Here is a 12989-nt window from a genome sequence, read left to right as displayed (position 1 = left end):
ACCTTATACGTCAGCAGCAGGACCGCCGATCGGTGTTTCCGGACGCTCATCCTGCACCACCGGCGGGGTACCGGAAGTACCCGTGCCACCCGACCAGTCGCGCGGCTCGCGAGGCGTACGACCCGCCATGATGTCGTCGATCTGTTCGGCATCGATCGTTTCGTACTTCATCAAGGCATCGGCCATCGCATCGAGCTTGTCACGGTTGTCCGAGAGAATCTGCTTCGCCGTGCCATAGCACTGATCGATGATGCTGCGCACTTCGGAGTCGATCAGCTTGGCTGTCTCGCCAGAGAAGCTTGCACTCTGACCGCCACCGCCGCGACCAAGGAACACTTCACCCTCTTCTTCGGCGTACATCAACGGACCGAGTTTTTCCGAAAGACCCCACTTGGTCACCATGTTCCGCGCAATCTGGCTGGCGCGCATGATGTCGTTGGAGGCACCGGTGGTCACGCCATCGAAGCCCAGGGTCATTTCTTCAGCGATACGACCGCCGTACAGCGAGCAGATCTGACTGATCAATGCACGCTTGGACAGGCTGTAACGATCTTCTTCCGGCAGGAACATGGTCACACCCAGCGCACGACCGCGCGGGATGATCGACACCTTGTACACCGGATCATGCTCAGGCACGACACGACCCACGATGGCGTGGCCCGCTTCGTGATAAGCCGTGTTCTGCTTTTCTTTCTCGGACATGACCATGGACTTGCGCTCGGCGCCCATCATGATCTTGTCTTTCGCCAGTTCGAACTCTTTCATCTCGACGATGCGCTTGCCGGCACGGGCAGCGAACAAGGATGCCTCGTTCACCAGGTTGGCCAGGTCAGCACCGGAGAAGCCCGGAGTACCACGAGCGATCACGCCCGGGGCAACGTCGTCGCCCATCGGCACTTTGCGCATGTGAACCTTGAGAATCTGTTCGCGACCACGGATGTCCGGCAGACCGACCACAACCTGGCGGTCGAAACGGCCCGGACGCAGCAGCGCAGGGTCCAGTACGTCGGGACGGTTGGTCGCGGCAATCACGATGATGCCGTCATTCATTTCAAAGCCGTCCATCTCAACCAGCAACTGGTTGAGCGTCTGCTCGCGCTCGTCGTGACCACCACCCATGCCAGCACCACGATGGCGACCGACCGCATCGATTTCGTCGATGAAGATGATGCATGGAGCGTGTTTCTTGGCCTGTTCGAACATGTCGCGAACACGGCTGGCACCCACACCGACGAACATCTCGACGAAGTCGGAACCGGAGATGGTGAAGAACGGCACTTTGGCTTCGCCGGCAATCGCCTTGGCAATCAAGGTTTTACCAGTACCAGGAGGACCGACCATCAGCACGCCACGAGGAATGCGACCGCCCAAACGCTGGAACTTGCCCGGATCACGCAGGAACTCGACCAGCTCGCCAACTTCTTCCTTGGCTTCGTCGCAACCGGCAACGTCAGCCAAAGTGGTTTTGACCTGATCTTCGGAGAGCAGGCGTGCCTTGCTCTTGCCGAAGCTCATCGGCCCGCCCTTGCCACCGGCACCGCCCTGCATCTGCCGCATGAAGAACATGAACACGGCGATGATCACGAGGATAGGGAAGCTGGCGACCAGAAGCTGAGTCCAGATGGATTGCTGTTCCGGCTGCTTGCCTTCGACCACGACGTGGTTATCCACCAGGTCGCCGATCAGGCCGTTGTCCTGGATCGCCGGGCGGATGGTCTTGAAGCTGTCGCCATCGTTGCGCTTGCCGGTAATCACGTAGCCATCAACCGCCACGCGCTCGACCTTGCCATCCTTGACCTGCTGGATGAAGTCGGAATAGTTGAGGGTCTGCGGCTCGTTAGGGCTGGAGAAGTTGTTCATCACCGTCACCAGGACAGCCGCGATGATCAACCACAGGATCAGATTCTTTGCCATATCGTTCAATTAACTACCCTCTGAAGCAAGCTCCGCTACTGGCGCGCGCTTCGCATGATATTCACCGGCCTAACTTACTACATTACCTACAACTTGGCAGGCGCCGTCTGTAACCCTTTGTGAAACACTTCCTACACAATATTCGCTAATTCTGACAAGGCGTAATACAAAAATTCTATCACCCTGATCGAAAATTCACTCAACCCTCACTGCGTCCGCGGAAACCGCGACCCAGCAGGTACTGCTCGCGAGAACGGTCGCGCGACGAGGTCGGCTTGCGCATCTGCACCTTTTCGAACTGCTGGCGAACGCTCTTGTGGAACTCGTCGAAGCCTTCGCCCTGGAAGATCTTGATCAAAAAATCACCACCGGGCTTGAGCACCCGCGTCGAAAGATCCAGTGCCAACTCGCACAGGAACATCGCTCGCGGCATGTCTACGGCCGGTAATCCACTCATATTGGGGGCCATGTCGGAAATCACAAGGTCTACTTCCTTATTTCCGACGGCATCGAGGATCTGGGCCAGCACGGCATCCTCGGTAAAGTCGCCCTGAATGAAGGTGACGTCCGGGATGCTGTCCATTTCCAGAATGTCAGAAGCGATCAGTGTTCCCTGCCCACCAATCAGACGACTGGTCACCTGGGACCAGCCACCCGGGGCCGCTCCAAGGTCGATTACGCTCATGCCCGGACGGATCAGACGATCCTTTTCCTGGATCTCCAGCAGCTTGTAGCTGGCGCGGGAACGGTACCCGTCTTTTTGTGCCATTTTGACGAATGGGTCGTTGAAATGTTCTTTCAGCCAGTTAAGGCTTGTCTTGGAACGGGCCACGGGCCACCTCGAAAATAAAACGGGTCGTGATTAACTGGGCGGTCCCGGACTCGCTCGGGTAAACTGGCCGCCGCTTTTTACAAGATCAGACGCAGGGGTCAGATTATGCCGCTCACTCAAGAGCAGAAGAAACAGTACAAATCCATTGGCCACCATCTGAAACCGGTTTTGATTGTGGCAGACAATGGTTTGACTGAAGGTGTGTTAGCCGAACTCGAACGCGCATTGGCGGATCACGAGCTGATCAAGATCAAGCTCAACATCCTCGATCGCGAATCGCGCCTGGCGTCCATTGCAGAGCTCTGCAAGGTCGGCAAAGCGGATCTGGTCCAGGTCATCGGCAAGATGGCACTGATCTACCGCAAGAACTTCAGCGTCAACAAGCAGCTGTCGAACGTCCATCGCTTCAAGTGATGACAAGGGTCAAGGGTGTGCTTCGCGCACCCAGCCACTCCATCCCGGCACCGGCTGCAACACCAGCACCAGCCCGGAAAAGCCCAGGACAAGATAGCTGAACGCCTGCCAACGATCGGCATCCGGCCAGCCGAAACGCACCGCGAAGTACATCGCGCACGCATACAGCGCCATCAACAACAGTTGCCCACGAATATCCCGCCATAGACTGGCAAGGCCCTCGGCCTTAACCAGCACCAAAGCCTGAAATATCACACACGCCGTAGCGAATCCCACTACCAGCGTATTGAGCATGCCTGCAATTTCGTCGATCAGCAGCGGCGCCAGGCCTATTCGTCCCAGCACCGGCAGCAGACCGATTTGCAACAGCCACAAGCCGCCGACCCACAACATCTGGGTCAGCTGCCAAAGCATGGCGCCCGCACGAAACGGGCGCCGGCCTTCAGATGTGGCGAACTTCGACAATCTCGTACTCGATAACGCCGCCCGGCGTTTTGACGGCGACCACGTCGCCCTCTTCCTTGGCAATCAAGGCGCGAGCCAGTGGCGAGCCGACCGAAATCTTGCCGAGTTTGAAGTCAGCCTCATCCTCACCCACGATGTGGTAAACCACGCTCTCATCGGTTTCGACGTTGGCGATTTCGACGGTCGTGCCGAAAATCACTTTGCCGGTGTGCGGAATGGTCGTGACATCAATGATGACCTGATTCTGAATCCGGCCTTCGATGTCACGGATCCGCGCCTCGACCATACCCTGCTGCTCACGGGCAGCGTGGTATTCGGCGTTTTCCTTCAAGTCACCCAACTCGCGGGCCGTACCGATGTCCTGGCTGAGCTTCGGACGAACGACCTTGGTCAGGTGAGTGTGCTCTTCTTCCAGGGCGCGAGCGCCCTGAACGGTCATTGGGTACTTCGTTATGCTCATGCCTTCAATCCTGCGTGTAGATCCTGCAAGCGGCGTACGGTCTTCTCGGGACCGAACTTCAGCGCTTCGCAGATAGCTTCGCCAGCAGCAATGGTGGTGGTGCAGTAAATCTTGTGCTGCAGGGCATTGCGACGAATGGAATAGGAGTCAGCGATCGACTGACGACCTTCGGTGGTGTTGATGATCAGCGTGACTTCGTCATTCTTGATCATGTCGACCACGTGCGGACGACCCTCGGTCACCTTGTTCACGCGGCGCACTTTCAGGCCTGCGGCTTCGATCAGCTTGGCAGTACCGGCAGTTGCAACCACTTCGAAGCCCAAGTTGATCAGATCACGGGCCACGCCCGCAACCAACGGCTTGTCGTCGTCACGCACGCTGATGAACGCAGTACCTCCGGTCGGCAGCACTTCGCTGGCACCCATCTGGGCCTTGGCGAACGCTTCACCGAAGGTGTCACCCACGCCCATCACTTCACCGGTCGACTTCATCTCTGGGCCGAGGATCGGGTCAACGCCAGGGAATTTGGCGAACGGGAACACCGCCTCTTTCACGCTGTAGAAGTTCGGGATGATTTCCTTGGTGAAGCCGATTTCCTTCAGGGTCTTACCGGCCATGACGCGAGCCGCGATCATTGCCAGGGAAACGCCAATGCACTTGGATACGAACGGTACGGTACGGGAAGCACGCGGATTGACTTCGATGACGTAGATGTCGTCGCCTTGCAGCGCCAACTGTACGTTCATCAGGCCGATCACGCCCAGTTCCAGGGCCATTTTCTTGACCTGTTCGCGCATCTCATCCTGGATGTGCGCCGGCAGCGAGTACGGCGGCAGCGAACATGCGGAGTCACCGGAGTGAACACCGGCCTGCTCGATGTGCTGCATGATCGCGCCGATTACCACGTCCTTGCCGTCGCAGACCGCATCCACGTCCATTTCGATGGCGCAGTTGAGGAAGTGGTCCAGCAGCACCGGGCTGTCGTTGGATACTTGAACCGCTTCGCGCAGGTAGCGCTTGAGTTCTTCTTCTTCGTAGACGATTTCCATCGCACGGCCGCCCAGTACATAGGACGGACGCACCACCAGCGGGTAACCGATCTTGCTGGCGGCACGAATCGCTTCGTCTTCGCTGCGCACGGTGGCGTTTGGCGGCTGACGCAGGTTCAGGCGCTGGACCATCTGCTGGAAGCGCTCGCGGTCTTCGGCACGGTCGATGGCGTCAGGGCTGGTGCCGATGATCGGCACGCCGGCGGCTTCCAGGGCACGCGCCAGTTTCAGCGGAGTCTGGCCGCCGTACTGGACGATCACGCCTTTCGGCTTCTCGACGCGGACGATTTCCAGCACGTCTTCCAGGGTCACTGGTTCGAAGTACAGGCGATCGGAAGTGTCGTAGTCGGTGGAAACGGTTTCCGGGTTGCAGTTGACCATGATGGTCTCGTAGCCATCATCGCGCAGGGCCAGTGCCGCGTGAACGCAGCAGTAGTCGAACTCGATGCCTTGGCCGATGCGGTTCGGACCGCCACCCAGGATCATGATCTTGTCGCGACCCGATGGCGCCGCTTCGCACTCTTCCTCGTACGTCGAGTAGAGGTAAGCAGTATCGGTGGCGAACTCGGCGGCGCAGGTGTCGACGCGCTTGTAGACCGGGAAGATTTCCAGCTTGTGACGGTGAGCACGCAGGCTCTTCTCGGTCACACCCAGCAATTTGGCCAGGCGCATATCGGAGAAGCCCTTGCGCTTGAGACGGAACATCAGATCGCGGTCGATGCTGGTCAGGCCCAGGGTCTTGACCTTCTCTTCTTCCTTGATCAGGTCTTCCATCTGCACCAGGAACCAAGGGTCGATCATGGTCATGCCGAAGATGTCTTCGACGGTCATGCCGGCGCGCATGGCGTCCGCCACGTACCAGATACGCTCGGCGCCCGGCACGGTCAGCTCGCGCTTGAGCACGCTCATGCTTTCCGGGTTGGCCAGATCAACCTTCTCATCCAGACCGCAAACGCCCACTTCCAGACCGCGCAGGGCTTTCTGCAGGGATTCCTGGAAGGTACGGCCGATGGCCATGACTTCACCCACCGACTTCATCTGAGTGGTCAGGCGCGCGTCAGCCTTGGGGAATTTCTCGAAGGCGAAACGTGGCAGCTTGGTGACGACGTAGTCGATGGACGGTTCGAAGGACGCCGGGGTCTTGCCACCGGTGATGTCGTTCGACAGCTCGTCAAGGGTGTAACCCACAGCCAGCTTGGCCGCGACCTTGGCGATAGGGAAGCCGGTGGCTTTCGAAGCCAGTGCCGAGGAACGGGACACACGCGGGTTCATCTCGATCACGACCATGCGGCCGGTGTTCGGGCAGATACCGAACTGAACGTTGGAACCGCCGGTTTCCACGCCGATCTCGCGCAGTACCGCCAGGGAGGCGTTACGCAGGATCTGGTATTCCTTGTCGGTCAGGGTCTGCGCAGGAGCCACGGTGATCGAGTCACCGGTGTGCACGCCCATCGGGTCGAAGTTTTCGATGGAGCAGACGATGATGCAGTTGTCCTTCTTATCGCGGACAACCTCCATTTCGTACTCTTTCCAGCCGATCAGCGACTCGTCGATCAGCAGCTCTTTGGTCGGCGACAGGTCCAGACCGCGGGCGCAGATTTCTTCGAACTCTTCACGGTTGTAAGCGATACCGCCACCGGTGCCGCCCATGGTGAAGGACGGACGGATGATGCACGGGAAGCCGAGCTTCTCGAGGACCGCATTGGCCTCTTCCATGCTGTGGGCGATACCGGAACGCGGGCACGCCAGGCCGATGGACTTCATCGCCTTGTCGAAACGCGAACGGTCTTCAGCCTTGTCGATGGTGTCGGCGTTGGCACCGATCATTTCTACGCCGAACTTCTCCAGAACGCCTTCGCGCTCCAGGTCCAGGGCGCAGTTCAGGGCGGTCTGGCCACCCATGGTCGGCAGCAGCGCGTCCGGACGCTCTTTCTCGATGATCTTGGCAACGGTCTGCCACTTGATCGGCTCGATGTAGGTGGCGTCGGCCATGGCCGGGTCGGTCATGATGGTGGCCGGGTTGGAGTTCACCAGGATGACGCGATAACCCTCTTCGCGCAGGGCTTTGCAGGCCTGGGCGCCGGAGTAGTCGAATTCACAGGCCTGGCCGATAACGATCGGGCCAGCGCCGAGAATCAGGATGCTTTTTATGTCTGTACGTTTTGGCATTAGTTGTCACTCAAATCCGCAGGTCAGTCGGCAAGCCGTCTTGTTCAATCTCTGAAGCCTTGAGGGGGCCACCGGTTTTCGGGACCGCCCTCAGGCTTCGCCACATCAGGGCGAGCGATCAGCGTCGCTTGGCCATCTCGGTGATGAAGCGATCGAACAATGGCGCTACGTCGTTCGGGCCAGGGCTGGCTTCCGGGTGACCCTGGAAGCTGAAGGCGCTCTTGTCGGTACGCTCGATACCTTGCAGGGTGCCGTCGAACAGCGATTTGTGGATCGCGCGAACGTTGGCCGGCAGGGTCGCTTCGTCTACGGCAAAACCGTGGTTCTGGCTGGTGATCATCACCACGCCGCTGTCCAGGTCCTGGACGGGGTGGTTGGCACCGTGGTGGCCGTGACCCATTTTCAGGGTCTTGGCGCCTGAGGCCAGGGCCAGCAGTTGGTGACCGAGGCAGATACCGAAGACCGGGATCTCGGTTTCCAGCACGTCCTGGATCGCCTGGATCGCGTAGTCGCAAGGCTCCGGATCACCAGGGCCGTTGGACAGGAACACGCCGTCCGGCTTGAGTGCCAGAACGTCGGATGCTGGAGTCTGTGCAGGCACCACGGTCACGCGGCAACCGCGCTCGACCAGCATGCGCAGGATGTTCACCTTGACGCCGTAGTCGTAGGCAACCACGTGGTACGGCAGTTCGGAGGCTTCGATGGTCGCGTGGCTGTCGGTTTTCAGATCCCAGACAGTCGAGCGCCACTCGTAGCTTTCCTTGGTGCTGACGACTTTCGCCAAGTCCATGCCCTTGAGGCCAGGGAAACCCTGGGCGGCGGCGATGGCGGCGGCTTCGGAAATGTTGTCACCGGCCATGATGCAGCCGTTCTGCGCGCCTTTTTCACGCAGGATGCGCGTCAGGCGGCGGGTGTCGATACCGGCGATGGCCACAACATTGTTGGCCTTCAGGTAGTCGGACAGGGACATCGTGTTACGCCAGTTGCTCGCCACCAGTGGCAGGTCACGGATGACCAGGCCGGCAGACCAGACGCGGTTGGACTCGGCGTCCTCCGGCGTGGTGCCGGTGTTGCCGATGTGCGGGTAAGTCAGGGTAACGATCTGTTGGGCGTAGGAAGGATCGGTAAGGATTTCCTGATAGCCGGTCATTGCGGTGTTGAACACCACCTCACCAACGGTTTGACCGTCGGCTCCAATGGCTTCGCCGCGAAAAATGCTGCCATCAGCAAGGGCGAGTATGGCTGGCTTAGTCAAGAAGACCTCCCGTAAATAAAGCCTGAAAGGGCGATCGCAGGTTGTAAAAAAGCGGAGTGACGTATGGACACGTCACCCCGCTTCTTCACTGAATTATTCTGCGCGCTTTTAGTGGACACACTAAAGCTGTAGCTTACAGAAAAAGGCATTTTTGGTCTACCGCCAATGAGCCTTAAAGGCTGGAGAATGCGACAGGACGTCGCTTGGCGGAACAAAACCGGGCTCAAACGCTGTGCGCGAGCCCGATTTCGGGTGCATCTTAACGCAGATCGAGCACGTCTTGCATGTCGTAAAGACCAGGCTCGCGCCCGTCCAGCCACAAAGCAGCACGTACCGCACCCTTGGCGAAGGTCATGCGACTGGACGCCTTGTGAGTGATCTCGACACGCTCGCCGTCGGCGGCGAACAGCACGGTGTGATCACCGACGATGTCGCCAGCGCGTACGGTGGCGAAACCAATGGTCTCGCGATCGCGAGCGCCGGTCTGGCCCTCACGGCCGTACACCGCCACTTTCTTCAGATCGCGACCCAGAGCATCGGCAATCACCTCGCCCATGCGCACGGCAGTACCGGACGGCGCATCGACTTTATGCCGATGGTGAGCTTCGGTGATTTCGATATCGACATCGTCGCCCAATACGCGAGCGGCCGTGTCGAGCAGCTTCAGGCACAGGTTGACCCCAACACTGAAGTTGGCCGCGAAGACAATCGGAATGTCCTTGCCCGCTTCCGCCAGCAACTGCTTTTCTTCAACGCTGAAACCGGTGGTACCGATGATCATGGCCTTGCCGTGTTTACGGCAGAAAGCCAGGTTCTTCAGGGTCACCGTCGGGTGCGTAAAGTCGATCAGCACGTCGAACTCGTCGACCACCCGATCCAGGTCGCCGGACAGAGGCACGCCGATTCGACCCAGCGCAGCCAGCTCACCGGCATCCGCGCCGACCAATGTGCTGTCGGGACGATCCACCGCCGCCGTCAGACCGGCGCCCGGGGTTTGCTGCACCGCTTCAATCAGGGTCTTGCCCATGCGCCCGGCGGCGCCCATCACTGCAATACGTCGCATGCCTGTCTCCTTACAAATCGCCGAAGAAGCGCTTCACGCCTTCGAACCAACCGGTGGTCTTTGGCGAATGGCTGTTGTCATCCGCCAGCGAACTACGGAACTCCTCGAGCATTTCACGCTGGCGACGGCTCAGGTTGACCGGAGTCTCGACCGCCACACGGCACATCAAGTCACCAGCACCACCGCCACGCACAGGCGCGACGCCCTTACCGCGAACGCGGAACTGCTTGCCGGTCTGAGTCCCCTCAGGGATCTTCAGCTTGACCCGGCCATCAAGGGTCGGAATCTCCAGCTCGCCACCCAGCGCCGCATCGACGAAGCTGATTGGCACTTCGCAGAACAGATGCTTGCCGTCGCGCTGGAAAATCGAGTGCTCGCGCACGTTGATCACCACGTACAGGTCGCCAGTCGGGCCACCCTGGGCACCCGCCTCGCCTTCGCCGGACAGACGAATGCGGTCACCGGTATCGACACCGGCCGGCACTTTCACCGACAGGGTCTTGTACTCTTCGACACGACCTTCGCCGTGGCAGGAGTCGCACGGATCGGAAATGATCTTGCCCTGGCCATGGCAGCGCGGGCAGGTTTGCTGCACCGAGAAGAAACCTTGCTGCATGCGCACCTGACCGATACCGCCGCAAGTCGGGCAGGTCACCGGCGCAGAACCTTTCTTGGCCCCGGAGCCGTCGCAAGGCTTGCAGTTGACCAGCGTCGGAACGCGGATATTCACGGTCGTGCCGCGCACCGCTTCTTCGAGGTCCAGCTCCAGGGTGTAGCGCAAGTCACTGCCGCGCTGAGCGCCGCCACGGGAACCGCCGCGACCGCCACCGAAGAAGTCACTGAATACATCGCCAAAGATGTCGGAGAAGTTCTGACCACCAAAACCGGCACCGCCGCCACCCATGCTCGGGTCGACACCGGCATGGCCGTACTGGTCGTATGCCGCGCGTTTGCTGGAGTCGGACAGCACTTCGTAGGCCTCGTTGGCCTCTTTGAACATGTCTTCCGATGCTTTGTCATCGGGATTACGGTCCGGGTGATGCTTCATTGCCAGGCGACGGTAGGCCTTTTTCAGGTCCGCTTCGCTTGAGCCACGCTCAACACCCAATACTTCGTAATAGTCACGCTTTGCCATAAGTCTTTGCACTCTTGAGGACGTCCGACAAAACCCTCCTGAGTTTGCCGAACTCGTTGAGCCCCAATACAGGCCCGGACCCAACTCACGTCAATTCAACGATCCTGGTCTTTGATTCTTGCGGTACTTGCGGCACGAAAAGCAGGAGCATTCCCGGCCATACCGTCAGCATTCGAACGTTGTCGCATGCTGTAAAAATTCGCGTATTCCAGATACGCCAACGCGGGAGCAAGCTCCCGCGCGGCGACATCCTACCAGTCACCGCCTGAAGGCAGTCAACCGGCCGACCAACAACTTACTTGTGGTCTTTGACTTCTTCGAACTCGGCGTCGACAACGTCGTCAGCCTTTTCCGCCTTGTCGTCGTGCGGTGCAGCGCCTTCAGCAGGCTGAGCCTGTTCGGCGTACATCTTCTGCGCCACTGGAGCGGAGACTTTCGACAGTTCTTCAACCTTGGCGTCGATAGCAGCCTTGTCGTCGCCTTTGACGGCGGCTTCCAGGGCAACTACTGCCGCTTCGATTGCAGTCTTCTCTTCAGCGGTCACTTTATCGCCAGCATCGGCAACCATTTTGCGCGTCGAGTGAACCAGTGCATCACCCTGGTTACGAGCAGTGGCCAGCTCTTCGAACTTGCGGTCTTCCTCGGCGTTAGCCTCGGCATCACGCACCATGCGCTCGATTTCTTCGTCGGACAGACCGGAGTTGGCCTTGATCACGATCGACTGAGTCTTGCCGGTAGCCTTGTCCTTCGCACCTACGTGCAGGATGCCGTTGGCGTCGATGTCGAAGGTCACTTCGATCTGCGGCACGCCACGTGGAGCTGGTGGAATGTCGGCCAGGTCGAACTTGCCCAGGGACTTGTTCTGTGCGGCTTGCTTACGCTCGCCTTGCAGCACGTGAATGGTCACGGCGCCCTGGTTGTCGTCGGCAGTCGAGAACACTTGCGATTTCTTGGTAGGAATCGTGGTGTTTTTCTCGATCAGCGCGGTCATCACGCCGCCCATGGTTTCGATACCCAGGGTCAGCGGGCTGACGTCGAGCAGCAGAACGTCTTTCACGTCGCCGGCCAGTACTGCGCCCTGGATGGCAGCACCCATGGCAACCGCTTCGTCCGGGTTGACGTCTTTACGCGCTTCTTTGCCGAAGAACTCGGTCACCAGCTTCTGAACCAGTGGCATACGGGTCTGACCGCCTACCAGGATCACGTCGTTGATCGCGCCAACGTCGATACCGGAGTCTTTCAGAGCGATACGGCAAGGCTCGATGGTGCGTTGCACCAGGTCTTCCACCAGCGCTTCCAGCTTGGCGCGGGAGATCTTCACGTTCAGGTGCTTCGGACCGGTCGCATCTGCAGTGATGTACGGCAGGTTGACGTCGGTCGACTGAGTGGAAGACAGCTCGATCTTGGCTTTTTCAGCGGCTTCTTTCAGGCGCTGCATCGCCAGCGGGTCGCCCTTGAGGTTCATGCCGCTTTCTTTCTTGAATTCGTCGACGAGGTAGTCGATCAGACGAATGTCAAAGTCCTCACCACCCAGGAACGTGTCACCGTTGGTAGCCAGTACTTCGAACTGGTGCTCGCCATCGACTTCAGCGATCTCGATCACGGAAACGTCGAAAGTACCACCGCCCAGGTCGTAAACGATCACGGTGTGATCGCCCTTCGCCTTGTCCATACCGTAAGCCAGAGCAGCTGCGGTTGGTTCGTTGATGATACGTTTTACGTCCAGACCGGCGATGCGGCCGGCGTCTTTGGTCGCCTGACGCTGGCTGTCGTTGAAGTAAGCCGGAACGGTGATCACCGCTTCAGTCACGGTCTCGCCGAGGTAGTCTTCGGCGGTCTTCTTCATTTTCTTCAGGATTTCAGCCGAGATTTGTGGCGGTGCCATTTTCTGGCCGTTCACTTCAACCCAGGCGTCGCTGTTGTCAGCCTTGACGATCTTGTAAGGGACCATCTGGATATCTTTCTGCACGACTTCTTCGTCGAAGCGACGACCGATCAGACGCTTCACCGCATACAGGGTGTTGTGCGGATTGGTCACAGCCTGACGCTTGGCCGACTGGCCAACCAGAATTTCGCCATCGTTGGCGTAAGCGATGATCGACGGCGTGGTACGCGCGCCTTCAGCGTTTTCAATAACTTTTGCCTTGCCGTTTTCCAGCACGGAGACGCAGGAGTTGGTAGTCCCCAGGTCGATACCGATAATTTTGCCCATGTTCACTCTCCCGAAACTTTG

The 12989-nt window shown here is 59.1% G+C and carries 10 protein-coding genes; 1 reads left to right on the top strand and 9 read right to left on the bottom strand.

Annotated elements, in window-relative coordinates; translation table 11 throughout:
• Window positions 1-3: 3 nt before the first annotated feature.
• A complete protein-coding gene (gene ftsH, locus AC3IX1_RS03890; protein WP_489387197.1) occupies window positions 4-1914 on the bottom strand; it encodes an ATP-dependent zinc metalloprotease FtsH in 1911 nt (636 codons plus the stop codon).
• Window positions 1915-2113: 199 nt separating this feature from the next.
• Window positions 2114-2746, bottom strand: a complete 633-nt coding sequence (gene rlmE, locus AC3IX1_RS03885) for a 23S rRNA (uridine(2552)-2'-O)-methyltransferase RlmE (RefSeq protein WP_095942403.1) — start codon at window positions 2744-2746, stop codon at window positions 2114-2116.
• A 105-nt stretch (window positions 2747-2851) separates the two neighbouring features.
• On the opposite strand from rlmE, the gene AC3IX1_RS03880 reads away from it, so the two are divergent.
• Window positions 2852-3160 carry a YhbY family RNA-binding protein gene (locus tag AC3IX1_RS03880; RefSeq protein WP_007942889.1) on the top strand — a complete coding sequence of 103 codons (309 nt, stop codon included), beginning with the start codon at window positions 2852-2854 and terminating at the stop codon, window positions 3158-3160.
• 9 nt (window positions 3161-3169) lie between these two features.
• On the opposite strand, the gene AC3IX1_RS03875 is transcribed toward AC3IX1_RS03880, so the two are convergent.
• The 7 genes from AC3IX1_RS03875 to dnaK form a co-directional block, all read right to left on the bottom strand.
• Window positions 3170-3574, bottom strand: a complete 405-nt coding sequence (locus AC3IX1_RS03875) for an MFS transporter (protein WP_489387196.1) — start codon at window positions 3572-3574, stop codon at window positions 3170-3172.
• A 28-nt stretch (window positions 3575-3602) separates the two neighbouring features.
• Window positions 3603-4079: a transcription elongation factor GreA gene (gene greA, locus AC3IX1_RS03870; RefSeq protein WP_489388683.1), complete on the bottom strand. Its 477-nt coding sequence runs from the start codon at window positions 4077-4079 to the stop codon at window positions 3603-3605.
• Between the two features lie 2 nt (window positions 4080-4081).
• Window positions 4082-7303, bottom strand: coding sequence for a carbamoyl-phosphate synthase large subunit (gene carB / locus AC3IX1_RS03865; protein ID WP_095942405.1), 3222 nt, complete (start codon window positions 7301-7303; stop codon window positions 4082-4084).
• A gap of 118 nt (window positions 7304-7421) precedes the next feature.
• A complete protein-coding gene (gene carA, locus AC3IX1_RS03860) occupies window positions 7422-8558 on the bottom strand; it encodes a glutamine-hydrolyzing carbamoyl-phosphate synthase small subunit (protein ID WP_489387195.1) in 1137 nt (378 codons plus the stop codon).
• Between the two features lie 259 nt (window positions 8559-8817).
• Entirely contained in the window at window positions 8818-9621 is an 804-nt protein-coding gene (gene dapB, locus AC3IX1_RS03855) for a 4-hydroxy-tetrahydrodipicolinate reductase (RefSeq protein WP_057716481.1), read from the bottom strand.
• Between the two features lie 10 nt (window positions 9622-9631).
• Entirely contained in the window at window positions 9632-10756 is a 1125-nt protein-coding gene (gene dnaJ / locus AC3IX1_RS03850) for a molecular chaperone DnaJ (RefSeq protein ID WP_056728224.1), read from the bottom strand.
• 295 nt (window positions 10757-11051) lie between these two features.
• Window positions 11052-12968 (bottom strand): molecular chaperone DnaK, encoded by a 1917-nt coding sequence (dnaK, locus tag AC3IX1_RS03845; RefSeq protein WP_489318298.1) that lies wholly within the window; start codon window positions 12966-12968, stop codon window positions 11052-11054.
• Window positions 12969-12989 lie beyond the last annotated feature (21 nt).

The organism is Pseudomonas sp. KH_046_2, assembly GCF_057838985.1.
The sequence above is the reverse complement of the archived record's forward strand: the minus strand, read 5'-3'. Positions and strand labels throughout refer to the sequence as shown.